The sequence below is a fragment of the Sagittula sp. MA-2 genome, from assembly GCF_030126985.1.
Classification (GTDB): domain Bacteria; phylum Pseudomonadota; class Alphaproteobacteria; order Rhodobacterales; family Rhodobacteraceae; genus Sagittula.
This window is the reverse complement of record NZ_CP126145.1, coordinates 966,339-988,942: the sequence shown is the minus strand read 5'-3', so window position 1 is coordinate 988,942 and position 22,604 is coordinate 966,339. Positions and strand designations below refer to the sequence as shown.

Genomic DNA, 22,604 nt, shown 5'->3' with positions numbered 1-22,604 from the left:
ATAGGATGCGACTATACCAGTCACTGGATCAACCTCAGATTGTTGATCTGACGCGCGATGGTATCGAAGGCGTCGATGATCTCCGTTCCCTGGACATGGAAGAAATGGCTCTCTGACGAGGCGCACAACCGCAGTTCGTCCGCATCCGCATCTGTCGTCTCGAAAGCGACGGCGAAGACGGTGACACCAAGGTCGCGGGCGAGCTGGCACTGGGTGTGGAGGTTGTCGAGGCTGTTGCCCTGCGTCGAGACAGTCGTGTAGGTCCCGATGCCCTGCGTCTCGAGCTCCGTCTCGCCGTTGACCGGGGCGAAGGGATCGAGCGGGCGATACTGGTCCGTCACCGCGCCGTCGCTCATCACGACAATGAACTTCTCCGTCTCCTCGTCCTCCCAAGCGATGGGGCGCCCGAGGAAGCGGCTGTCGACCAGCCCGGCGGCCACGAGTTCCGTCACCGCGCTGCCGGTCGCGGGATCGAGCAGCGCCAGCGCATACTTCAGCCCGTACTGGATGCCCGTTCCGTCGTGCATGCGCATGTTGTCGATGAAGGCGGACAGCGTGGCGGCGTCGTCGGAGTAATACTGGATCGCCGTGTCCTCTCCCGGGCACCAGCCCCAGTCCATCACCTCGCGGACGTAGGGCCAGAACATGAAGTGCGGCACGTAGTTGTCGGACTGCGGAAGATCGGTGTTGGTGAACTCCGTGTCGTAGATCTCCACGCAGGACGAGGGCATGTTGACGTTGACCGCCTCGACCGGCGCCACGGGCGCCACGTAAGACGCCGCCCACGCTGCGAAATCGATGACGGCATAGTCGATCTCCTCGCCCGGGACCTTGCCGTTGTTCTTTGTCGGGCCGATGTCGCTGAACGGGCCGTTGCCGTCGCCCTTCACCTGGAAATATCGGTTCTTCTCCTGCCCGCCCTTGAGCGAGATGCCGAGGAACTGGTCCGGGTGGATCAGCAGCGGATCGCGGTCGATCAGGTACGCCACGACACCCTGGTAGATATCGTCGATGTCGCGGGTCGAGCCGTCCGGGAAGTTGATGATCTTGTGCGCCCGGTCGTAGATGTCGTCGCCGTTGGTGTCGAAGTAGACGACGATGTTGACGATCGGCTGGGGCCAGGGCGAAAAGAAACCGCCAGTGTCCGTGGCCGTGGTGTCGGTGCCCTCGGTACAGGACGGGTCGATGGCCCCCTCGTCGGCGTTCTCCGCATTGTTGGTGCACAGCGAGCCGCCCGGAGCGTCCTGATCGCCGTTGCCCCAGCCGTTGTTGCCCTGCTGGATCTTCGGCCGCACGCCCCGGAAGTAGTCGAACATCACGTCACCTGGGTTCACCTGCCCGGCGAAGGGGATCAGGTTCAGGGTGGTGACGCCGGCGCTGTCCTCAGTCAGGACCTTCGACACGAAATCCTTGGCGGCGGTGCGCGCATTGGTGATGCGGTTGTTCCAGCGCATTGACCCGGAGATGTCCATCACCAGCGAAATCTCGACGTTGGCGATCCGCTCTTCCGCGGTCGAGGCGGCGATCACCGGCAGCGTCTGCCACCCCGACATGCGCAGGAAGTAGGTGTCGAGGATCAGGCCCGCATCCGCCGCGACCGTCCGGTCGTTCAGACCGGGGGTGGCGATGACGTCGGTCAGGTGTTCCGCCAGGCCCGCCTTGGTCACGTAATCGTTCACCACCGCAACCGGGTCCTGCTGCTGGTCGAGATCGGCGGCGGCCAGCACCGCACGGTCGAGCGCCGCCTGAAGGCTCGCCCGGGTCGCCTCCTGGTACATGATGTCAACCGAAGCCCCGGTGATCGCAAGGATAAGGACCATCATGAAGGTCGAGAAGATGGTCATGGTGCCTTCCTCGTCCCCAGCGAGGTCGGCGATGAAGTGGGTGAGCCTTTTCATGCCCGGGGTCTCCTGTCCGTCTGCCAGAGTCTGTGCCTCGGCGGGTGATGACCCCGTTCTCGGGTAAGATTCGGTCAAGGCTCCGGTCAGGAATGGGGCACCGAAGCGGACTTCGCCGCGCATTTTAGAAGAAGGCGCGCGATCGTCGTCCATGCCCACGGGACAAACGGCGAGATCCGGCGGGCCTGCGCCGCGACCTTTGAAAATGGGAAAGCAGTACTGGCAGGTCCCCGAAATCGCAGGCAAGCGCGGGGCCGTGAGGGTGGCCCGGCGGCCGGCCTCTAATCAAGAACCGGACGAAAGCGCGCAGGACGGGGGTCTGCGCGTTCGCTTGCCGTCAGCCCGCGCCTACGGCCCAAAGCCATGCCGGACCCGGGCCTGCCAGCCCGGGGTTCAGTATGTGTGATGCGGGACCTGCGCCGGTCCCGCAATGTCTCAAGACCCTGTCAGATGCCCTTCGCCGCGTAACTCCGCGCCACACGGTCGATTGCGGTGATGTAGGCCGCCGTGCGCAGGTCGTGGACGTCGTCGCGCGTGTGCCAGACCTCCTGCATGGACTGGTAGGCCACCCGCATTGTGTCATCGAGTCCGGAGCGCACCAGTTCCAGCTCGTCGGCACCCCTCAGGTATTTCTCGCGAAACAGCGGCGACAGGGACCATGTGGAACCCATCGCCGAATCCAGACGGTCCAGCTCGTCGAGGATCAGGGCGTGGCGCGCCTCCTCCTGCCGCCTCTGCATGCGGCCGAAGCGGATGTGCGAGAGGTTCTTGACCCATTCGAAGTACGACACGGTGACCCCGCCCGCGTTGGCATAGAGGTCGGGGATGATGACCACGCCGCGCCGGCGCAGGATGTCGTCGGCACCGGCGGTCACCGGCCCGTTGGCCGCTTCGATGATCAGACGCGCACGGATGCGCTCGGCATTGTCGGTGTTGATCACACCCTCGACAGCGGCGGGGATGAGGATGTCGCACTCCTCTTCCATCACCTTCTCGCCATCGGCGATGGCGTTCGCCTCGTGGTAGCCGCTGACACCACCGTGGCGGCAGATCCATTCGTGCACCGCGTCGACGTTCAGGCCTTCGGGATCGTAAAGCGCGCCGTCGTGCTCCACGATGCCGATGATCAGGGCGTCGTCTTCCTCTCTCAGGAACTTCGCGGCATGGTAGCCGACGTTGCCGAGGCCCTGCACGATGACCCGCTTGCCCGCCAGGCGGCCCGACAGACCGGCTGTGGCCAGGTCCTTGGGATGGCGGAAGAACTCGCGCAGTGCGTACTGGACACCGCGCCCGGTCGCTTCCACCCGGCCCTCGATCCCGCCCGCGGACAGCGGCTTGCCGGTCACGCAGGCCTGGGAGTCGATGTCGGTGGTGTGCATCCGCGCGTATTGATCCGCGATCCACGCCATCTCGCGCTCCGACGTGCCCATGTCCGGCGCAGGCACGTTCTGGGAAGGATTGATCAGGTCGCGCTTGATCAGTTCATAGGCGAAACGGCGGGTGATCTTCTCCAGCTCTTCGGCGTCGTAGCGGCGCGGGTCGATCCGCAGCCCGCCCTTCGAGCCGCCGAACGGCGCCTCCACCAGCGCACATTTGTAGGTCATCAGCGCGGCAAGCGCCTCCACCTCGTCCTGATTGACCGTGGAGGCGTACCTTATCCCGCCCTTGACCGGCTCCATGTGCTCCGAATGGACAGAGCGGTAGCCGGTGAAGGTCTCGATCTTGCCGCGCAGCCGCACGCCGAAGCGCACGGTATAGGTGGCGTTGCAGACGCGGATCTTTTCCTCCAGCCCCGGCGGCAGGTCCATCAGCGCCACGGCGCGGTTGTACATGAGATCCACTGACTCACGGAATGTCGGTTCTGCTGTCATGCCGCCTCTCCCGGAATGGTCGTTTCACCCCTTATTGGGGAGACAGGGTGGGATCACAATGCCCGTGGCGTGCCAGACTGTGTCGGGATGATTCAGATTTGCACACTTATGACGCGAATGCAGGACAACCGTGACGCTACCTTGCGTCGCCACCGTAGCCCAGTGCGAAACAACGGCATCGGCAGGGGCGCTTTGTCCCCGAAACCCCTTAAAAGTATAGATAATCGCATTTTAATTGGCCCAAATTTAGCCATCTTGGAACGGCATAAAAACGGCGTCCGAAAGGACAGACATTGTTCTATTCCCACCGGCTGCAAGGCCGTTTTCCAAGGTGCCCGTGATGCAGACGAAGAGATACAGGTACACGTCCAATCCCGCCATGTCGCACTCTGCGACGGAAGGCTGGCTGGGCCGCTTCCGGGCCGACACGTCCGGGAGCATGTCCTATGTCGCTCTGGCCGGCTCACTCGTCATGATGGTCTTCGGCGGCATCGGCATCGACATGATGCACGCCGAACTGAAGCGCAGCCAGGTGCAGAATACGCTCGACCGCGCCGTTCTCGCAGCAGCGAACCTCAGCAACACCCGCGATCCGCAGACCGTGGTCGAGGATTACTTCCGCGCCATGAAGCTGGAGGACACGCTGGGCGACGTCCAGACCGGCGACTCCCTCGGTGCAAAGCGTGTCCGGGCCGAAGGCAACGGCACCATCAACTCCCATTTCCTCGGCCTGATCGGCATCGACCAGCTTGATGTGCATGGCGCCGCCACTGCCGAGAACGCCACCGCACCGCTGGAAATCTCGCTGGTGCTGGACGTCTCCGGGTCCATGCAGGGCCAGAAGATCAAGGATCTGAAGGAAGCCGCAAAGACCTTCGTGCATGCCGTGCTGGGCGAAGGCGGCGACAACAGCCGCGTGACCGTCTCGCTGATCCCCTACAACGCGACGGTGAACCTGGGCGACGACCTGTCAGAACGGTTCAACCTCGACCGCTGGCACAACTATTCCTCCTGCGCGATATTCGACGCGTCGGACTACAGCTCCCTGTCCATCGACCCCGATTCCGGTCTGGAGCAGCTTGCCCACTTCGACCCCTTCGACGGCAATGCACCTGACCTGACAGACCCCTGGTGCGCCGCGGGCAATGACCTCGCGATCGTGCCGCACAGTTCCGATCCCGACTACCTCTCGGACGTGATCGACAGCTTCGAGGCGCAGGGCAACACCGCCATCGACCTCGGGATGAAGTGGGGTCTCGCCCTGCTCGACCCCGCGGCCCGCCCTGTCATCGGCGACATGCAGGCCGACGGGCTCGTCCCGTCCTCCGCCCGTTATCGCCCCTCGGACTACGGCACGCAGACGATGAAGTTCGTCGTCGTCATGACCGACGGCGAGAACACGCAGGAATACAACCTGAAGTCATGGATGCTGAACCCGACCGCCCTGTCGAACGTCTGGGTGGACGATCACGGCACGCCCGGCAAGGGCGACGACCGTTACTCGATCCGGGTCAAGGACAACTACGGCGACTCGAACGATGTCTTCTTCTGGCCGCACGCCAGCTCCTACCGCTACAAGAACGGCCCCTACAGCTGGGTGACCGGAACGGCCGCGCAGATGGTGAACGGCGTGGCGGTGGTCGGCGGCGACTCCGAAACGACGAAGGCCAAGTGCTCCAGCTACAAGGGCGCGGGCCACAACGCGGGACAGGAAACGCTGATCGAGAACGTCCTCGGGGTGGATTACGGAACGCTCGACCTCGACGGTGACGGCATCGTCGGCGCAGAGGACGACTGCACCAGCTACCCGCCTGTCCGTCTGACCTGGCAGGAGCTTTTCGGCAACGTGAAGACGACCTGGTACGCGAACTCCTGGTACTGGCAGGCCTATGTCGATGGCCGGGTCAGCTACAACGACTACTACAACGCGTATTACTCTTGGGAAACCATCGTGAACGCGTCGCAGGCCAACACCAACCTCTCGACGATCTGCGCCAAGGCAAAACAGCAGGACGTGACCATCTTCACCATCGGAGTCGAGGCGCCGCAGGCCGGGTTGGCCGCCATGCGCAACTGCGCGTCGTCCGCATCGCATTACTACAACGTGGACAGCAGCCAGCTGGTGGACACCTTCCGCTCGATCTCTGACGTGGTTGTGGAACTGCGCCTGACCGAATGACCCCACGGCCGGTGCTTCGCCACCGGCCTCTCCCTGAATGACCCCAATCGCGGGACTGCCCCTGGGCAACCCGTACCTGTACCTTAATCGAGGCCAAGCCCATGTTTCGCCCCCAGTTCTCTTTCCTGCGCCGGTTTCGCGCCGACGACGATGGCTCGATGGTCGTGCCCATCGCCCTGTGGATGCCGATCTTCCTGCTCCTCATCATTTCGTCGATCGAGCTCGGCACCATCACGGTCCGCAGCACCGTCCTTGAGCGGGCGCTCGACCAGACCGTGCGGGACGTGAAGCTGGGCACCGGCCCCAACACGCACGCACAGATGAAAGAGGCGATCTGCAACCGGGCCCAGATCCTGCCCAGCTGCATGGAGACGCTGCACCTCGAGATGGTGGTGCTGGATGTCCGCGACTGGACCGATCCGCCGGAAGGCGTCGACTGCTACGACAACTCGCTGCCCGTCACGCCGCAGCGCAACTTCCAGAACGGCAAGGGCGGAGAGATGATGTTCCTGCGCGCCTGCTACAAGTTCAAGCCGCTGACCCTGATCAGCTCCTTCAACGCGGCCCTGCCGAAAGACGATGCCGGTTACGTGGGCCTCGTCGCCATGAACGCCTTCGTGAACGAACCCAGCTGAGGAGAGATGCACATGTTCCGTTCCATACTCCCCGCCCCGCTGAGACGCTTCACCCGCGACGACACCGGCTATGCCAACGTCGAGTCGATCATCGTTCTGCCGGCGCTGCTGTGGCTCTTCGGGGTCGGCTGGGTCTACTTCGACGCCTTCCACCAGCAGAGCATCAACCAGAAGGCCAACTACGTCATCGGCGACATGATCTCCCGCGAGACCGATCCGCTGGACGAGACCTACATCCAGAACGCCCACAACCTGCTGAGCGCGCTGACCCGCTCGGACACCGAGAACACGGATTTCCGCACCTCGGTTGTGCAATTCGACGCGGAGCTCAACGACTGGGATCTGGTCTGGTCGGACGCCTACGGTGCCCGCACCCGGCTGCAGAAGGCCGACCTCTACGACTACATCGACCGCCTGCCGCCCGCGATGGACAACGAACAGCTGATCCTCGTGGAAACCTGGGAGGATTACGCGCCGGTGTTCAAGGTGGGCCTCGATCCGTTCGAGATCGCGACCTACAGCTTCACCAGCCCGCGCTACACCTCGCAGGTCGTGTGGGAGGGGTCGACCAGCGCCGGCGGCGGCGACAGCAATTCGGGCACCGACGGCGGCAGCTCGACCGACACGGGATCGTCCGACGGCTCTTCGGGCTCCGGTTCCGGCGGCGGGTGGAGTTTCTGGGACTGGCTTGTGGGCGCGTAACGTCCGCGCAGGGGACAACAGAAGGGCCGCGCCTCTGGCGTGGCCCTTTGCCGTTCCTGGCTACCCCTTCGACGCCAGCTTTATCGAGATCATGTCGGCGACCGGCTTCGTTGCGGAGCCGGCGGTCACGCCACCCACCGCAACACGACGCCCCACGCGCCACCAGAGACCGGGGCGCCACGCACGCGGCGCCGGGTCCTTCAGGATCAGCAGGAAACCGTTCGACGGCTTAGCGGCGAACATCGACCGGTCGACCCGCGCGATCTGGTCGAGCCGTGCAATCACGGTGCCGTCGCTGTCGGACAGCGCTTCGTCGGTCAGGATCAGTGCATGGCCGGTAGACACCCACATCCGCGACGAGAACCAGAGCGCCACGCCGCCGAGCACCAGCAGGAACACCCGCCACAGCAGCGACTCCGGCGGCTGGGCGAAGGCGATGTAGAGCAGAAGACCGCCCAGCAGCAGCATCGCCCCCACCCCGATCATGCGCCGGGGCGCAGAGGCTTCGATCCGTGCCAGTTCAGATGTGCTCATGATGATCCCCCGCCTGTTCCCGGTGTCATAGCGGCAAGCGGTGCCGGGGGAAAGCAGATGCCTTGCGGCGCGGCCACGGGACGACGACAATGGCGGCATGCGCTATCGGCGCGGAGGGGACGGACATGGCAGAACTGACGGTCACGACACCCACGGGCCCGTTCACGCTGGTCGAGGCGGAGGGCACCCTCGTCGCCTGCGGCTGGCGCAATGGTCCGCAAGACACAACAGAGGCCACTCCCGTGCTGCAGGAGGCCGCGGCACAGCTCGATGCCTATTTCGCAGGACGGCTCACCCGGTTCGACCTGCCGTGGCGCGTCGACCGCAGCCCGTTCCAGGCAGAGGCCTGCGCCCTCATGGCCGCGATCCCGTTCGGCGAGACGATCACTTACGGCGATATGGCCAAGGCGCTTGGCGTGTCCGCCCAGGCAGCGGGCCGTGGCTGCGGCGGCAACCCCCTGCCCGTCATCGTGCCCTGCCACCGCGTGCTGGCGACAAACGGGCTTGGCGGCTTCTCCGGCAGCGGCGGGGTGGAAACGAAGGTCTGGCTCCTGCGCCACGAGGGCGCAGCGGGACTTCTGATCTAACAGAAGGCACGCGCCCACGAAAAAGGGCGAGGACACCGTCCCCGCCCCCAGTTCCGTTCAGAAACAAGCTGTCAGAGCGCGCCGGTCGCGCCCTTGCACTCGCCTTCCATCAGCGACTTCGCCTCGTCGATCAGCGCCTGACCGTCCAGCCCCTTGCTGTCCAGATCGGCGATCCAGCCGTCGTAGATCGGCTGCACGAGGTCACGCCATGGGCCGGTCTCGTCCTCCGACACGGTGATGATGTTGTTGCCGAGGTCCACCGCGACCTGCCGCGCCGGGGCGTCGGCATCCGTCTGCGTACCACCTGCAAAGACCGAGAAGTTCAGGCCGGAGTTGTCGTCGATGACCTTCTGCAGGTCCTCGGGCATGGAGTCGTAGACGTCCTTGTTCATCGCCATGACGAAGGTCAGCGTGTAAAGCGCCGGGCCCTCGAACTCGGTATGGTTGGACACCAGCTCCGGCACCTTGAGGGCCGAGGTCACTTCCCACGGGATGGTCGTGCCGTCGATCACGCCCTTGGACAGCCCCTCGGACACCGCCGGTACGGGCATGCCCACCGGCTCTGCGCCTGCGGCCTCCAGCAGCTGGTTCACCAGCCGCGAACCGCCGCGGATCTTCATGCCCACGAGGTCCTCGGGCGTCTGCACCGGGTTCTTGGTGTGGAACATGCCGGGGCCGTGCACCCAGGTGCCCAGCATCTTCACGTCGCCGAACTCCGTCTCTGCCATGTCCTTCTCGTACATCTTCCAGTACGCGCAGGACGCGGCGCGCGGGTCCTCGACCATGAAGGGCAGCTCGAAAACCTCGGTCGACGGGAAACGGCCCGGCGTGTAGCCGACCACCGTCCAGATGATGTCCGCCAGACCGTCGACGGCCTGGTCGTACAGTTCCGGCGGCACGCCGCCGAGCTGCATGGACGGGTAGTGGTCGATCTTGATGCGGCCATCGGAATCGGCCTCCACCTTCTCGATCCACGGCAGCAGGATTTCCTGCGGCACGGCTGCCTGCGGCGGCAGCATCTGGTGCAGGTTCAGCTGCACCTCCTGCGCCGTGGCGCCCTGTGTCATGGCCAGCGCGCACGCCGTGCCTGCAAACAGTGTCTTCAACGTCTTCATTGGATCCTCCCTGAGTGTCCTGTTCCCCGGTCCGTACGTTATCCCTGCTCTTCCGGCAGATGGATGATGAGTCCGTCAAGCGCCTCCGACGCCACGATCTGGCACGACAGCCGCGATGTCGGGCGGACCTCGGCCTCGGCGAAGTCCAGCATGTCTTCCTCGATCTCGCCGCGTTCGCCGGTGCGGTCGGTCCACGCCTCGTCCACGTAGCAGTGGCAGGTGGCACAGGACATCGACCCGCCGCATTCGGCGATGATCTCGTCTATGCCGTTGTCGCGCGCCGCCTGCATGACGGATGTGCCGGGCGCGGCCTCGACCTGCTTCTTCGTGCCGTCCGCGTGGACGAAAGTGATGCTGACCATATCAGTCCTCAGTTCAATGTCACCGGAAGGTTCAGCGGCCCGCGGAACCCGAAACCGCTCCAGACCACGTCCTCGGCCTTGTTCAGCTTCATGTTGGGGAAGCGCTCGAAGATCATCGGCAGCATGATCTCTCCGACGGTCTTGCGGGCGACCTGCGCGCCCGAGCAATGGTGCGGCCCGTTGCCGAACGCCTGGTGCTGCGCCTTGGCCCGGAACACGTTGTAGAGGTGGCCGTCCTCGAAAACATCCTCGTCGTGGTTGGCCGAGGCCTGGATCGTCATCAGCGTGACGCCCTCGGGAATGTCGATGCCGTCGATCTGATGCGCTTCCATCACCTTGCGCGAAGACGCCTGGATCGGAGCGACCCAGCGCACGCCTTCCTCGAAGGCATCGGTCCATGCCTCGGTGCGCCGCACCTCCTCAAGCTGGTCGGGGTTGGTCAACAGCCCGTAGAGGATTGTCGCCAGCGCATCGCGCGGCTCGTTGATGCCGCCGCCGATGGCGATCTTGATGTTGGCGTAAATCTGGCTCTCGGGGATCGGGTCCTTTGCGTTCAGCATGATCGACATGGCGGAGTTGTTGGGTTCCGCCTTGTGACGCGCATGGATCGAATCGAAGTAGGCGTTCATCTCGGCATTGGCCGTGTCGGACTTCGCAAAGGGCTCGTCCCGGAATCCGAAGTTGCCCGCGCCGTCAATCAGCGTCTGCGACCAGCGCTGCATGTCGGCATCGCTCGCCTCGTCCAGCCCGAGGATATGGGCGAGGATGCGCGCCGCCACCGGCCCGCAGAGGTCCTTGAACAGGTCCACCGTCTCGCCGCGCGGCAGGCGGTCGAGGTAGTCGGAGGCGATCTTCGCATAAAGCTCCGCCCAGTCGGTCTTGATGACCTTGGGCGAAAAAGCCTTCTGCATGGCCATGCGTTCGCGGCGGTGCTCGTCCCCGTCCTTGCGCATCAGCGTGTGCGCCTGGAAGGCACGCTCCATCGGGGTCTTAGGATCGTCGGAACTGTAGAGCTCCGCGTTGTCCTTCACCATGCGGGTGTGCTTCGCCTTCGTCAGGAAGATGCGCCGCGCGGCGGGCACATCGACGATCGGGGTCTCCGCACGCATGCGGCGGTATATGGGATAGGGATCGCGGGTCAGATCGTCCAGCGTCACCCGCTCCTCCACGGGGGCAGTGGTCATGTCTCACCTCCTCCAAGCCAGACATTGGCAGTCACAGTCTCAAAGGTGGATTGATCTGGCAATAAGATCAATTCTATTCATGGCATCAGTCAATTTGATGGAGAAAGCCATGGCCGATCCGATGGGCGTGGACTTCCGGACGCTGACCCTGCTGGCGCGGGTGCACGATCTGCGCTCGTTCACCAAGGCGGCGGAAGAGCTGGGCGTGAACCAGTCGGCGGTCAGCTACACGGTCGAAAAACTGCGGGGCGTGTTCCAGGATCCGCTCTTCGTGCGGCAGGGACGGTCGATCCTGCCGACGCCGCGCTGCGAAGAGATCGTGCAGGAGGCCAACCGCCTGATCGGCGACTTCAGGCGACTGACCGTGCCGTCGCAGTTCGATCCCGGCACGGTGAAGCGCAAGATCACCATCGCCTGCAACTACTACGAACGGGTGCTCTGGGTGCCGCACATCGTGCGCGCCGTGCGGGCAGAGGCGCCGGGCCTCGAGCTCGAGATCGTCGATGCCTCCGACATCGGGCACGAACGGCTGCTGCGGAACGAGGCAGAGATGCTGATCGGCCCTTTCCAGCGCGAAACCCCGGCGTTCTACAGCAGGCGGCTATATCACGAGGACTACATCTGCCTGATGGATGCGGGCCATCCCGCCGCCGGTGCGCCCCTGGACCTGAAGACCTACCTCGGGCTGAACCACGTTCTGGTGACCTACGGCGGGCGCTGGACCTCGCGCTACCTGCACGACCTCAAGGACATGGGCCACAGCCTGCAAGTCGGGCTGCGGGTGCCAAGCCCGGCGGGGATCGCGGAGCTGGTGGTCGCCTCCGATCTCGTCGCGACCGTCCCCCGCAGGCTCGCGAAGGTGCTGGGCGACGCGGTGCATGTCGCGGACTGCCCCGTCCGCACAGAGATCACCATCGAGGTCGTCTGGACGGAGCGCAACCACCGCTCTGCCCACCATGTCTGGCTGCGCGACCTGATCCACCGCGTGGTATCGCAGGTCGCATGAAGCCCGCTGCCTGACCAAGAGCGCCGGGCGCAGGCTCAGTCGCGGCGCGGATCGCGCGGGTAGACGCCGAGGATCTCCAGCATCGAGGTGAAGTAGGCCAGCTCCTCCAGCGCGCGGGCCACCGGCGGGTCCTCGGGATGACCTTCGATGTCGGCGTAGAACTGCGTCGCCGTGAAGGACCCGCCCACCATGTAGCTTTCCAGCTTGGTCATGTTCACGCCGTTGGTCGCAAACCCCCCCATCGCCTTGTAAAGCGCGGCGGGGATGTTGCGCACCTGGAAGACGAAGGTGGTGATCATGCCGTGGTCGCCGCGCACCGTGGTGTCCGGCTCCGGCGACATCAGCAGGAAGCGCGTGGTGTTGTGGGCGTGATCCTCGATGTGCCGGGCCAGGATGTGCAGCCCGTTGATCTCTGCCGCGAGGTCGGAGGCCAGCGCGCCCACGCTCCGCGACCCGGTGCGCGCGATCTCGGCCGCGGCGCCCGCGCTGTCGGGCCATGCCTCGCCACGGATGCCGTATTGCTTCAGGAAGGTCGCGGCCTGCGGCAGCAGCACCAGATGGGCGCGCACCACTTCGAGGTCCTCGATCGCAACGCCCGGCAGGGCCATCAGCGAAATGTGAACCCGCACAAAGGCCTCGTCGACGATTCTCAGCCCCGACTCCGGCAGCAGGCGGTGGATGTCCGCGACCCGCCCGTATGTGGTGTTCTCGACCGGCAGCATGGCGAGGTCGGCGTTGCCGTTGCGCACGGCGGCAATCACGTCCTCGAACGTGTCGCAGGGCAGGACATCTGCGCCCGGACGGGCCTCCACACAGGCCTGGTGCGAATAGGCCCCCAGTTCTCCCTGGAATGCGATACGTTTCGGCATGAGGCTCCCTCCCCGGTCAAAATCTTGCGTTTGCCCGGTGGGCGGGCGATTGGTCGCGGCTTCTATCGCTTGCCTAAGCCAATTGGAAGCCGTAGACAGCCGCCCGACGGATACACAATTCGAACAGGGCACCTCATGGATACGATGACAGTTACCAAGGTCGTGGGCGGCGTCTGTGGCGCTCTGCTGATCTACCTGATGGGCAAGTGGGGCGCGGAAACCCTCTACCACGTCGGCGGCGGCGGTCATGGTGAGGAGCACGCGTCGGCCTACGTGATCGAGGCAGGAAGCAGCGAGCCTGCCGAAGCAGAACCCGAAGTGCCCTTCGAGGAGCTTCTGGCATCCGCCGACGTGGGCGACGGCGAGAAGGTCTTCGGCAAGTGCCGCGCCTGCCACAAGGTCGACGGCTCCAACGCGACCGGCCCGCACCTCGACGGTGTCGTCGGCCGTGAAATCGGCTCTGTCGGCGGCTTCAACTACTCCGGCAACCTGCAGCAGGTCGGCGACGCATGGACGCCGGAGCACCTGAACACGTTCCTCGAGAACCCCAAGGGCGCAGCGCCGGGCACCACCATGTCCTTCAACGGCCTGCCGAAGGCGGAAGACCGCGCAGCCGTCATCGCTTACCTGCAATCCGTGAGCGGCTGATCCGCCTCTCCGCGTTGCACACCGATTTCAGAAGGGCCGTACCCAGCGCGGGGACGGCCCTTTTCGTTTTGCGTCACATGCCCTGACGCACCGCACACGTCCCGATCACAAGGGCGTCAAAGCAGCCCGCCGCCTGCCCAATCTCGACTTGAATGTGGTCACGCGGAACCCTTAGCTTAAATTTAACTATAATTGCCGAGACATGGAGGCGTCGGTATCCGAACGCCCCGCCGGACCGCCAAGGGAGACCACGGATGACCAGAAGACCGCCGTTCCACGTCGATCGCCGCAGTGCCCTCGGGCTTATCGGCGCCACCGCGGCCACCCCGCTTCTGCCGCGCACCGGCTGGGCGGAGTCCCACGAAATGGCCGACACCATCCGGGCGCACGGCTATTCGTTCTACGGCGACCTGAAGTATCCGGCAGACTACCCGCACTTTGCCTACGTCAACCCGGACGCGCCCAAGGGCGGCGAGATCGTCATCGGCGCGCGCGGCACCTTCGACGGCTTCAACCGCTGGGCCTGGCGCGGCAACCCGGAAACCAACTCCGGCGTCGTGGCGGAATCCATGTTCGGCGAGATGCCCTGGGGCGGCGGCCTGCCGGCGGACACGATCACCGACTCGTACTGCCTCGTCGCGCGAGAGGTCGAATACCCCGAGGACCAGACCTGGGTCATCTTCCACATGCGCGACGACGTGACCTTCCGCAACGGCGCGCCGGTCCGTGCACAGGACGCGGCCTTCACCCACAACCTGTTCATCGAACAGGGCATCCGCTCCTACGCCCGCAGCGTGAGCGAGCGGATTTCCGGCGTCGAGGTCATCGACGACCTGACGCTGAAATACACCTTCGTCGACGGCATCTCGCGCCGGTCGCTCATCAGCCAGGTCGGCGGCACGCCGATCTTCTCCGAGGAATGGTACAAGGAAACCGGCGAGAAGCTGGACGAACCCTCCGTGCTGTCCCCGATGGCGTCGGGCCCCTATCAGGTCGCCGATTACGAATTCAACCGCTACGTCGTCTACGAGCGCAACCCGAACTACTGGGGCTGGGACCACCCGGCCAACATCGGGCGCCACAACTTCGACCGCGTCCGGTTCGAGTACTTCGCCGACGACACCGCCGAGTTCGAGGCCTTCAAGGCAGGGATCACCAACTTCCGCACCGAAGGCTCCACCAAGCTTTGGGCCACGGGCTACGAATTCCCCGCGATCCAGCGCGGCGACGTCGTCAAGAAGGAGATCCCCGACCAGTCCGCGCCCAACAACTCCGGCATCATCTTCAACACCACGCGCGAACCGCTGGACAACCGCAACATCCGGCACGCCCTCTCGCTCGCCTACAACTTCGAGTGGGAGCGCGAGTCGCTCCAGTACAGCCTGACGACCCAGCGCAAGTCCTTCGTCGAGGGACAGGAATGGGAAGCCAAGGGCCTGCCCGAGGGCAAGGAAAAGGCGCTGCTGGAAAGCCTGGGCGAGCTCGTCCCGCCGGACATGATGACCGAGGAGGCGGTGATGCCGCATTCCTCCGACGCGCGCGACCCGATCGACCGGCGTAACAAGCGCACCGGCCTGCGCCTGCTGGAACAGGAAGGCTGGACCGTGAACGCGGACGGCAAGATGGTCAACGAGGCCGGTCAGCAGATGACGCTGAACTTCCTCGTGCTGTCGAGCTGGGACGACACCCGCAAGTCCGGGATCGAGACCTACGTGCGCACCCTGAACGACTGGGGCATCGCCGCGACCGCCGACACCGTGGACAGCGCGCAGGGCCAGCAGCGGTTCCTCGACAAGGACTACGACATGATCCACACCCGGATCCTGACGTTCGCCGCGGCCGGGACCGGGCTGAACCAGCTCTTCGGGTCGGAAACTGCCGTGGTGTCCTCCTACAACCCGGCGGCGCTGCGCAGCCCGCTGGTGGATGCGATCATCGAAGCCGCGCTCGACACCAAGACCCGCGAGGACGAGATCGCCGCGCTCATGGCACTGGACCGCGCGCTCCGTTACGAGCGTATCCAGGTGGCCGCCGGTTTCGTGCCGGAATACTGGGTCGCCTATTACGACATGTTCGAGCATCCCGACGAACTGCCGCCCTATGCACTGGGCGTGCTGGACTTCTGGTGGATGAACGAGGAAAAGCACCAGGCTCTGCAGTCCAGCGGGGTTCTGAAGTAATCCGCAATGGCCGCATATATCCTTCGACGCATCCTGCTCATCATCCCCACCCTCTTGGGGATCATGATCTTCAACTTCGTGCTGGTGCAGTTCGTGCCCGGCGGCCCTGTCGAACAGGTCCTTGCCAAGATGCAGGGCCAGGGCGACGTGACGGCCGGGTTCTCCGGCGGCAGTCAGGACCTCGGCGAGGAAACCTTCGGCTCTGACAGCGACTACGTCGGCGCCCGCGGCCTGCCCAAGGAGTTCATCGAAGAGCTCGAGCGGGAGTTCGGCTTCGACAAGCCGCCGCTCGAACGCTTCCTGAACATGATGTGGAACTACATGCGCTTCGACTTCGGCGAGAGTTACTTCCGCTCGATCTCCGTCTGGGACCTGGTGCTCGAGAAGATGCCGGTGTCCATATCGCTGGGCCTTTGGTCGACGCTGATCGCCTATGTCGTGTCGATCCCGCTTGGCATCCGGAAGGCCGTCAAGGACGGGACCACCTTCGACACCTACACCTCCGCGCTCATCATCGTGGCCTATGCCATCCCCGGCTTCCTCTTCGCCATCCTGCTGCTGGTGCTCTTCGCCGGCGGTTCCTACTGGCAGATCTTCCCGCTCAGGGGGCTGACCTCCGACGGGTTCGAGAACCTCAGTTTCTTCGGCAAGATCGCCGACTATTTCTGGCACATCACCCTGCCGGTCCTGGCCTCGACGATCTCCGGCTTCGCGACGCTGACGCTGCTGACCAAGAACAGCTTCCTCGACGAGATCAAGAAGCAATACGTGATGACCGCCCGCGCCAAGGGCGTGTCGGAGCGCAAGGTGCTGTACGGACACGTCTTCCGCAACGCCATGCTGATCGTGATCGCGGGCCTGCCTGCGGTCTTCATCGGCGTGTTCTTCGGCTCGTCGCTGATCATCGAAACGATCTTCTCGCTCGACGGTCTCGGGCGGCTCGGGTTCGAGGCGGCGGTGGCCCGCGACTACCCCGTCATCTTCGGAACGCTCTACTTCTTCGGCCTGATGGGTCTTCTGGTGAACATTCTTTCCGACCTCATGTACGTTGTGATCGACCCCCGCATCGACTTCGAGAGCCGGGAGGGCTGACATGTCTCACCAGCTCGACGCACAGGCGCAGGCTTCGGCCACGGCGGAACAGATGACCGATCTCGGCTACGAGATCCCCGAGGACAAGCGCGGCCGCTTCGCGATGTCCAACCTCAACCGCCGCCGCTGGCGCAACTTCACCCGCAACCGCCGCGCCTACTGGTCGCTGTGGATCTTCGCGGTACTCTTCGGCCTGTCGCTGTTTGCGGAGTTCATCGCGAACGAGAAGCCGATCCTCGTGAACTACCGCGGCAGCTACTACATGCCGATCTTCAACTTCTACGCCGAGACAGACTTCGGCGGCGACTTCCGGACCGAAGCGGCCTACCGCGACCCGGAGGTGCAGTGCCTGATCGCCACCGGCGGCCTCGACGCCTGCTTCGACGATCCCGAGGGGCTGATCGTGCAGGCCGAAGAGGGCACCATCGACGACCCCGACTTTCACAAGGGCTGGACGCTCTGGCCGCTCATTCCCTACACCTACGACACGCCCGTCGAACGCTCGGGCGCGGCGCCGCTGCCGCCCGACGTGATCGGGTTCTGGAAGGGCGACGACGAGGAACGGCACTTCGGCCTCCTGCCCCCGGACAAGCGCGGCAACAACCTGCTCGGCACCGACGATGCAAAGCGCGACGTCTTCGCCCGGGTGATCTACGGCTTCCGCCTGTCGATCTTCTTCACCCTGATCGTGACCGCCATATCCTCCGTCATCGGCATCATCGCGGGCGCGCTGCAGGGCTACTTCGGCGGTTGGCTCGACCTCGTGTTCCAGCGGGTGATCGAGATCTGGGGCGCGATCCCGATGCTTTACGTCATCATCATCATGTTCGCGATCTTCGGGCGAAGCTACAGCCTGCTGATCTTCCTGATGATCGCGTTCAGCTGGACGGCGCTCGTCGGCGTGGTGCGCGCGGAGTTCCTGCGTGCCCGCAACCTCGAATACGTCCGCGCGGCCAAGGCGCTGGGGGTGTCGAACAACACGATCATGTTCCGGCACATGCTGCCCAACGCCATGGTGGCGACCGTGACTTTCCTGCCGTTCCTCGTGACCGGCACGATCTCGTCGCTGGCCGGGCTCGACTTCCTCGGCTTCGGCCTGCCCGCCGCCGCACCGTCGCTGGGCGAGATGACGCTTCAGGCCAAGCAGAACCTCCAGGCCCCTTGGCTGGGGTTCACCGCCTTCACGGTCTTCGCCGTGATGCTTTCGCTGCTCGTCTTCATCTTCGAAGGGGTGCGCGATGCCTTTGACCCGAGGAAGACGTTTCAATGAGTGAACTGCTGAAGGTCCGCGACCTGAAGGTCTCCTTCCGCCAGGACGGCAAGGTCATTCAGGCGGTGAAGGGCGTCTCGTTCGAGATCGCCAAGGGCGAAACGGTGGCGCTCGTGGGCGAGTCCGGTTCCGGCAAGTCGGTCACGGCGCTCTCCACCGTGTCCCTGCACGGCGAATCCGCGGTGGTCGAAGGCTCCGTCCTCTACGCCGGGAAGGAGATGGTCGGCGCTTCCGACCAACGCCTGAGGGAGGTGCGCGGCAACGACATCAGCTTCATCTTCCAGGAGCCGATGACCTCGCTGAACCCGCTGCACACGCTGGAAAAGCAGATCCGCGAAAGCCTCGAACTGCACCAGGGGCTGTCGGGCGACGCGGCGCGCAGGCGCATCCTCGAACTTCTCACCAAGGTCGGCATCCGCGACCCCGAAACCCGCCTCCAGGCCTACCCGCACCAGCTTTCGGGCGGGCAGCGGCAGCGGGTGATGATCGCCATGGCGCTGGCCAACGGGCCGGACCTGCTGATCGCGGACGAACCGACCACTGCACTCGACGTGACGATCCAGGCGCAGATCCTCGACCTGCTGGCGGACCTCAAGTCGCAGGAGGACATGAGCCTCCTCTTCATCACCCACGACCTCGGCATCGTGCGCCGCATCGCCGACCGGGTCTGCGTGATGAAGGACGGCGAGATCGTCGAACAGGGCCGCACGTCCGAGATCTTCGCCAATCCGCAGCACCCCTACACGCAAAAGCTCCTGTCGGCCGAAAGCACAGGCGTGCCCAATCCGGTCAAGCCGGACGCCGAAGAGATCGCCAGCACCGACTCCCTGCGCATCTGGTTCCCGATCCAGCGCGGCCTGATGAAACGGACGGTGGGCTACGTGAAGGCCGTGAACGAGGCGACCGTCGCCGTGCGCGCCGGGGAAACCGTCGGCATCGTGGGCGAAAGCGGCTCCGGCAAGACGACGCTCGCGCTGGCCATCATGCGGCTCATCAAGTCGCAGGGCGCGATCACCTACCGCGGCGAGGACGTGCGCGCGTGGTCGACCAAGGAACTGAGGCGCCTGCGCTCAGAGATGCAGATCGTTTTCCAGGACCCCTACGGCTCGCTCAGTCCGCGGATGACCTGCGAACAGATCATCTCCGAAGGGCTGGAGGTCCACGCCAAGGGCGACCGCCGCACCTTCCGGGCCGAAGTGGCGAAGGTCATGGCAGAGGTCGGGCTCGACCCGATGATGATGCACCGCTACCCGCACGAATTCTCGGGCGGGCAGCGGCAGCGCATCGCCATCGCCCGGGCCATGGTCCTGCGGCCCCGGCTGGTGGTTCTCGACGAGCCGACCTCGGCGCTCGACATGACGGTGCAGGTGCAGATCGTGAACCTGCTCCGCGACCTGCAGCAGAAGTACAACCTCGCCTACCTGTTCATCAGCCACGACCTGAAGGTCGTCCGCGCCATGAGCCACAAAGTCATCGTGATGAAGCAGGGCGACGTGGTGGAAAGCGGGCCGGCGGAGCAGGTCTTTGCCAACCCGCAGACCGATTACACCCGCACGCTTCTCGCCGCGGCGCTCGATACCGCCTGAGACTGGGTCTGAGCCTTCGGCGTCGGCCGGGCGTTGACCTTCTGCACGGCCCAGACCGACAGGAGCACCACGCCCGCGCCTGCCATCTGGCGCGGGCTCAGCGCCTGCCCCAGCAGCACCCATCCCAGCGTCACCGCGCTGAGCGGGCTGAGGAACCCCAGACCCGAGGCCGCAGGCGCACCCAGGATCGTCATGCCGCGGAAATAGATGACGTAGGTCAGCGCCCCGCCGATCAGCCCCAGCCAGACCAGCCCCGCCACCGCTTTCAGGTCGACCGCGGGCACCTCGCCACCGGCGATCAGCGCCAGCGGGATCAGCAGCACGCCCCCCGCCGTCAGTTGCCACGCGACAAAGGTCAGGCGGTCCACCGGCGGCGTCCACCTGAGCGTCAGAACCATGCCCGTCGCCATGCTGAGCGCGCCGACCAGCGCCGCCGCCACGCCCACGGGATCGAGCGCGGCGCCCGGCCCGAGGATCAGCAGGCCCACGCCCCCTACCCCGGCCAGCGCCGCCAGCACCGCCGCCAGCCGCAACGGCGCCCCCAGCAGCAGGCTGGCGAGGACCGTGACGAAGAGCGGCTGCAATGCGCCCAGTGTCGCGGCCACGCCCCCGGGCAGCCGGTAGGCCGCGACGAAGAGCGCGCCCCAGAAGATGGTGAAGTTCAGCGCCCCCAGAAGCGCGATCCGGCCCAGCCAGTCGCGTGACGGCAGTTTCCGGGTGACCGCCAGCAGGATCAGCCCGGCGGGCAAGGCCCGGAGCAGGCCCACCAGCAGCGGCGGCCAGCCCGGCAAGGCTTCGGTCGAGACGATGTAGGTCGATCCCCAGATGATCGGGGCCAGCGCGGTCAGCGCGACGACATTCAGGCGGGAGGACATGGCGGAACCTTTATCTTGAAGTCGAGATATTTATCTTGGCGTCAAGATATCCATGGATTGCTTGACGTCAAGATAAAATTCCGCCACCCCTCCCCGTATGGATCACGTCGACCGCATCAGGCAGCAATGGAACACCGAACGCCCCGACCTCGACGTCGGGCCGATGGTGACGCTCGGACGGATGACACGTCTGGCGCGGCGGCTCCGGCACTCTCATGAAGAGGTGTTCGCGAAGCACGGCCTGAACTCCGCGGGCTTCGACGTTCTGGCCACGCTGCGCCGGTCCGGCCCGCCCCATGCGCTGACCCCGAAGGCGCTGCTCGCCTCGACCATGGTGACCTCCGGGACGATGACGAACCGGCTCGACCGGCTGGCCGCGCAGGGGCTGGTGGAGCGTACGCCCGACCCCGCGGACGGGCGCGGCACGGTGATCCGGCTGACGGAAAAGGGCCATAGCGTGATCGACGCCGCGGTCGGCGACCACGTGGCCAACCAGCACCGGCTGCTGGCGCATCTGAGCACCGAGGATCGCGCCGCGCTCGACCGGATCTTCACCCGCTGGCTGGCCGCCCTCGAAGTCGAAGAACCCGAGGGCGACACCCCCTGAAGGACGATCAGATCGCCGAACTGTGCCCGGCCTTGCTGAGGTCGTAGGCGTCGAAGGTGCGCGCCACCATACGGGTCAGCGGACGGGTCTTTTCGGGCAGGTACAGCCCGTCTTCCGTGACCTCGAGCAGGTTGTCGAACGCGGCGGCGGTCTCCCGGAAGGTGCGGAACAACCACTCGCGCGAGACACCGTACCCGGACACGATCTCGTCGGCATCAATCCGGAAATCGCACATCAGCGCCTCGATCAGCCGGCCCCTCAGCTTGTCCTCGCCCTTGAACGTATGACCGCGCGATGTCGCGAAACGCCCCTCGCGGATCGCGCCGGTATAGGCCGAGGTCGAGGGCGCGTTCTGCGCATAGCCCTGCGGGAACCGCGAAATCGAGGAGGCCCCCAGCCCGATCAGCACCGCCGAGGTGTCGTCGGTGTAGCCCTGAAAATTGCGACGCAGTTTGCCGGTCTTCTGCGCGATCGCCAGACCGTCGCCCGGAACCGCGAAGTGGTCGATGCCGATCTCGGCGTAGCCGTCCCAGACGAACAGCCGCCGCGCCGTCTCGAACAGGTCGAGCCGTTCCTGCGGGGTGGGCAGCATGTCCGACGGGATCATCTGCTGGCGCTTCGCCATCCACGGCACATGCGCATAGCCGTAAAGCGCCACCCGATCCGGCGCGAAGCTCAGAAGCTTCTGGACCGTCTCGGTGATCCGCGCGCGGGTCTGGTGCGGCAGTCCGAAAAGGATGTCGGTGTTCAGGCTGGCCACGCCGCGCTCGCGGATCATCTCGATGGCTTTGCGGGTCACGTCATAGCCCTGCGGCCGCCCGATGGCTTCCTGGATCTGCTCGTCGAAGTCCTGCACCCCGATGGAGGCGCGGTTCATCCCGCCCGCCGCCAGCGCGTCGAGCCGCGCGGCGTCGATCTCGTTCGGGTCGATCTCGACCGAGAACTCCGCATGCTCGGCAAAGTCCGCCGTCTCGCGAATCGCCCCGATCAGCCGGGACATCATGTCGGGCGACAACAGCGTCGGCGTGCCCCCGCCCCAGTGCAGGCGCGACAGTTTGACACCCGGCGGCAGGGCCTTCCGGAGTAGCTTCAGTTCGGCCTGCAAGGTTTCCACATAGGCTTCGACCGGCTTGGCCGTGGCCGTGCCCTGCGTACGGCAGGCACAGAACCAGCACAGCCTTCTGCAGAAGGGAACATGCAAATACAGAGATATGTTCCCGCCCTCGGGCACAGCGCCGATCCACTCGCCGAACCGGTCCGGGCCGACGTCCCCGGCAAAATGCGGGGCGGTCGGATATGAGGTGTATCGCGGAACCTTGGCGTCAAAGAGACCCAGCCGCGCGAGTTGTGTTCGTATCGCCATACGCGTACGGTTAGGCCCTGTGAGAGAGGGCGACCTTGACG

Annotated in this window: 20 protein-coding genes; 11 read left to right on the top strand and 9 right to left on the bottom strand. The window is 65.1% G+C overall.

What is annotated here, in order from left to right; translation table 11 throughout:
* Window positions 1-20: 20 nt before the first annotated feature.
* Window positions 21-1,898: a Tad domain-containing protein gene (locus tag QNI11_RS04980; protein ID WP_283982554.1), complete on the bottom strand. Its 1,878-nt coding sequence runs from the start codon at window positions 1,896-1,898 to the stop codon at window positions 21-23.
* A gap of 446 nt (window positions 1,899-2,344) precedes the next feature.
* Window positions 2,345-3,769: a Glu/Leu/Phe/Val dehydrogenase gene (locus QNI11_RS04975; protein WP_283982553.1), complete on the bottom strand. Its 1,425-nt coding sequence runs from the start codon at window positions 3,767-3,769 to the stop codon at window positions 2,345-2,347.
* A 340-nt stretch (window positions 3,770-4,109) separates the two neighbouring features.
* On the opposite strand from QNI11_RS04975, the gene QNI11_RS04970 reads away from it, so the two are divergent.
* The 3 genes from QNI11_RS04970 to QNI11_RS04960 all read left to right on the top strand — a co-directional run bounded on the left by QNI11_RS04970 (window position 4,110) and on the right by QNI11_RS04960 (window position 7,285).
* Window positions 4,110-5,948 (top strand): pilus assembly protein TadG-related protein, encoded by a 1,839-nt coding sequence (locus QNI11_RS04970; RefSeq protein ID WP_283982551.1) that lies wholly within the window; start codon window positions 4,110-4,112, stop codon window positions 5,946-5,948.
* A gap of 101 nt (window positions 5,949-6,049) precedes the next feature.
* Window positions 6,050-6,583, top strand: coding sequence for a TadE/TadG family type IV pilus assembly protein (locus QNI11_RS04965; RefSeq protein WP_100927571.1), 534 nt, complete (start codon window positions 6,050-6,052; stop codon window positions 6,581-6,583).
* A gap of 12 nt (window positions 6,584-6,595) precedes the next feature.
* Complete coding sequence (locus tag QNI11_RS04960; protein WP_283982550.1) at window positions 6,596-7,285, top strand: TadE/TadG family type IV pilus assembly protein; 690 nt, start codon at window positions 6,596-6,598, stop codon at window positions 7,283-7,285.
* Between the two features lie 60 nt (window positions 7,286-7,345).
* Here the strand turns inward: QNI11_RS04960 and QNI11_RS04955 are convergent, their stop codons facing one another.
* Window positions 7,346-7,819, bottom strand: a complete 474-nt coding sequence (locus QNI11_RS04955) for a hypothetical protein (protein WP_100927573.1) — start codon at window positions 7,817-7,819, stop codon at window positions 7,346-7,348.
* A 125-nt stretch (window positions 7,820-7,944) separates the two neighbouring features.
* Here QNI11_RS04955 and QNI11_RS04950 point away from each other — a divergent pair, with 125 nt between their 5' ends.
* Window positions 7,945-8,406: a methylated-DNA--[protein]-cysteine S-methyltransferase gene (locus QNI11_RS04950; protein ID WP_283982548.1), complete on the top strand. Its 462-nt coding sequence runs from the start codon at window positions 7,945-7,947 to the stop codon at window positions 8,404-8,406.
* A gap of 71 nt (window positions 8,407-8,477) precedes the next feature.
* Here the strand turns inward: QNI11_RS04950 and QNI11_RS04945 are convergent, their stop codons facing one another.
* From QNI11_RS04945 to QNI11_RS04935, 3 genes are read right to left on the bottom strand one after another with little or no spacing between them, the layout of a single operon-like run.
* The gene (locus QNI11_RS04945) at window positions 8,478-9,521 is read right to left on the bottom strand and encodes a TRAP transporter substrate-binding protein (RefSeq protein ID WP_283982547.1); all 1,044 of its coding nucleotides are present in this window, start codon (window positions 9,519-9,521) and stop codon (window positions 8,478-8,480) included.
* Window positions 9,522-9,559: 38 nt separating this feature from the next.
* Complete coding sequence (locus tag QNI11_RS04940) at window positions 9,560-9,883, bottom strand: 2Fe-2S iron-sulfur cluster-binding protein (RefSeq protein ID WP_283982545.1); 324 nt, start codon at window positions 9,881-9,883, stop codon at window positions 9,560-9,562.
* Between the two features lie 8 nt (window positions 9,884-9,891).
* Window positions 9,892-11,067: a cytochrome P450 gene (locus tag QNI11_RS04935; protein ID WP_283982544.1), complete on the bottom strand. Its 1,176-nt coding sequence runs from the start codon at window positions 11,065-11,067 to the stop codon at window positions 9,892-9,894.
* 109 nt (window positions 11,068-11,176) lie between these two features.
* Here QNI11_RS04935 and QNI11_RS04930 point away from each other — a divergent pair, with 109 nt between their 5' ends.
* A complete protein-coding gene (locus QNI11_RS04930) occupies window positions 11,177-12,073 on the top strand; it encodes a LysR family transcriptional regulator (protein ID WP_283982543.1) in 897 nt (298 codons plus the stop codon).
* A 35-nt stretch (window positions 12,074-12,108) separates the two neighbouring features.
* Here the strand turns inward: QNI11_RS04930 and QNI11_RS04925 are convergent, their stop codons facing one another.
* Complete coding sequence (locus QNI11_RS04925; protein WP_283982542.1) at window positions 12,109-12,942, bottom strand: prephenate dehydratase; 834 nt, start codon at window positions 12,940-12,942, stop codon at window positions 12,109-12,111.
* Between the two features lie 135 nt (window positions 12,943-13,077).
* Here QNI11_RS04925 and QNI11_RS04920 point away from each other — a divergent pair, with 135 nt between their 5' ends.
* From QNI11_RS04920 to QNI11_RS04900, 5 genes are all read left to right on the top strand, one after another.
* Window positions 13,078-13,590 (top strand): cytochrome c family protein, encoded by a 513-nt coding sequence (locus tag QNI11_RS04920; protein ID WP_100927579.1) that lies wholly within the window; start codon window positions 13,078-13,080, stop codon window positions 13,588-13,590.
* A 254-nt stretch (window positions 13,591-13,844) separates the two neighbouring features.
* Window positions 13,845-15,770, top strand: a complete 1,926-nt coding sequence (locus QNI11_RS04915) for an extracellular solute-binding protein (RefSeq protein ID WP_283982541.1) — start codon at window positions 13,845-13,847, stop codon at window positions 15,768-15,770.
* 6 nt (window positions 15,771-15,776) lie between these two features.
* Window positions 15,777-16,862 (top strand): microcin C ABC transporter permease YejB, encoded by a 1,086-nt coding sequence (locus QNI11_RS04910; protein WP_100927580.1) that lies wholly within the window; start codon window positions 15,777-15,779, stop codon window positions 16,860-16,862.
* Between the two features lie 52 nt (window positions 16,863-16,914).
* Window positions 16,915-18,132, top strand: a complete 1,218-nt coding sequence (locus tag QNI11_RS04905) for an ABC transporter permease (protein WP_100930830.1) — start codon at window positions 16,915-16,917, stop codon at window positions 18,130-18,132.
* Window positions 18,129-19,718, top strand: coding sequence for an ABC transporter ATP-binding protein (locus QNI11_RS04900; protein ID WP_283982540.1), 1,590 nt, complete (start codon window positions 18,129-18,131; stop codon window positions 19,716-19,718). Before QNI11_RS04905 ends, QNI11_RS04900 begins: the two co-directional genes overlap by 4 nt.
* Here QNI11_RS04900 and QNI11_RS04895 read toward each other — a convergent pair.
* Window positions 19,676-20,593: an EamA family transporter gene (locus tag QNI11_RS04895; protein ID WP_283982538.1), complete on the bottom strand. Its 918-nt coding sequence runs from the start codon at window positions 20,591-20,593 to the stop codon at window positions 19,676-19,678. The genes QNI11_RS04900 and QNI11_RS04895 overlap by 43 nt on opposite strands.
* Window positions 20,594-20,690: 97 nt before the next feature.
* Between QNI11_RS04895 and QNI11_RS04890 the strand changes: the two genes are divergently transcribed.
* Window positions 20,691-21,200, top strand: coding sequence for a MarR family winged helix-turn-helix transcriptional regulator (locus QNI11_RS04890; protein ID WP_283982537.1), 510 nt, complete (start codon window positions 20,691-20,693; stop codon window positions 21,198-21,200).
* Between the two features lie 7 nt (window positions 21,201-21,207).
* On the opposite strand, the gene hemN is transcribed toward QNI11_RS04890, so the two are convergent.
* Entirely contained in the window at window positions 21,208-22,563 is a 1,356-nt protein-coding gene (gene hemN / locus QNI11_RS04885; RefSeq protein WP_283982536.1) for an oxygen-independent coproporphyrinogen III oxidase, read from the bottom strand.
* Window positions 22,564-22,604 lie beyond the last annotated feature (41 nt).

What these genes read in the sequence shown, in the direction of transcription:
- QNI11_RS04970 (WP_283982551.1), top strand. Translation starts at nt 4,110, where the DNA reads ATGCAGACGAAGAGATACAGGTACACGTCCAATCCCGCCATGTCGCAC.
- QNI11_RS04895 (WP_283982538.1), bottom strand. Translation starts at nt 20,593, where the DNA reads ATGTCCTCCCGCCTGAATGTCGTCGCGCTGACCGCGCTGGCCCCGATC.
- QNI11_RS04950 (WP_283982548.1), top strand. Translation starts at nt 7,945, where the DNA reads ATGGCAGAACTGACGGTCACGACACCCACGGGCCCGTTCACGCTGGTC.
- QNI11_RS04890 (WP_283982537.1), top strand. Translation starts at nt 20,691, where the DNA reads ATGGATCACGTCGACCGCATCAGGCAGCAATGGAACACCGAACGCCCC.
- QNI11_RS04965 (WP_100927571.1), top strand. Translation starts at nt 6,050, where the DNA reads ATGTTTCGCCCCCAGTTCTCTTTCCTGCGCCGGTTTCGCGCCGACGAC.
- QNI11_RS04900 (WP_283982540.1), top strand. Translation starts at nt 18,129, where the DNA reads ATGAGTGAACTGCTGAAGGTCCGCGACCTGAAGGTCTCCTTCCGCCAG.
- QNI11_RS04980 (WP_283982554.1), bottom strand. Translation starts at nt 1,898, where the DNA reads ATGAAAAGGCTCACCCACTTCATCGCCGACCTCGCTGGGGACGAGGAA.
- QNI11_RS04975 (WP_283982553.1), bottom strand. Translation starts at nt 3,769, where the DNA reads ATGACAGCAGAACCGACATTCCGTGAGTCAGTGGATCTCATGTACAAC.
- hemN (WP_283982536.1), bottom strand. Translation starts at nt 22,563, where the DNA reads ATGGCGATACGAACACAACTCGCGCGGCTGGGTCTCTTTGACGCCAAG.
- QNI11_RS04915 (WP_283982541.1), top strand. Translation starts at nt 13,845, where the DNA reads ATGACCAGAAGACCGCCGTTCCACGTCGATCGCCGCAGTGCCCTCGGG.
- QNI11_RS04945 (WP_283982547.1), bottom strand. Translation starts at nt 9,521, where the DNA reads ATGAAGACGTTGAAGACACTGTTTGCAGGCACGGCGTGCGCGCTGGCC.
- QNI11_RS04935 (WP_283982544.1), bottom strand. Translation starts at nt 11,067, where the DNA reads ATGACCACTGCCCCCGTGGAGGAGCGGGTGACGCTGGACGATCTGACC.
- QNI11_RS04925 (WP_283982542.1), bottom strand. Translation starts at nt 12,942, where the DNA reads ATGCCGAAACGTATCGCATTCCAGGGAGAACTGGGGGCCTATTCGCAC.
- QNI11_RS04955 (WP_100927573.1), bottom strand. Translation starts at nt 7,819, where the DNA reads ATGAGCACATCTGAACTGGCACGGATCGAAGCCTCTGCGCCCCGGCGC.
- QNI11_RS04920 (WP_100927579.1), top strand. Translation starts at nt 13,078, where the DNA reads ATGGATACGATGACAGTTACCAAGGTCGTGGGCGGCGTCTGTGGCGCT.
- QNI11_RS04930 (WP_283982543.1), top strand. Translation starts at nt 11,177, where the DNA reads ATGGCCGATCCGATGGGCGTGGACTTCCGGACGCTGACCCTGCTGGCG.
- QNI11_RS04910 (WP_100927580.1), top strand. Translation starts at nt 15,777, where the DNA reads ATGGCCGCATATATCCTTCGACGCATCCTGCTCATCATCCCCACCCTC.
- QNI11_RS04960 (WP_283982550.1), top strand. Translation starts at nt 6,596, where the DNA reads ATGTTCCGTTCCATACTCCCCGCCCCGCTGAGACGCTTCACCCGCGAC.
- QNI11_RS04940 (WP_283982545.1), bottom strand. Translation starts at nt 9,883, where the DNA reads ATGGTCAGCATCACTTTCGTCCACGCGGACGGCACGAAGAAGCAGGTC.
- QNI11_RS04905 (WP_100930830.1), top strand. Translation starts at nt 16,915, where the DNA reads ATGACCGATCTCGGCTACGAGATCCCCGAGGACAAGCGCGGCCGCTTC.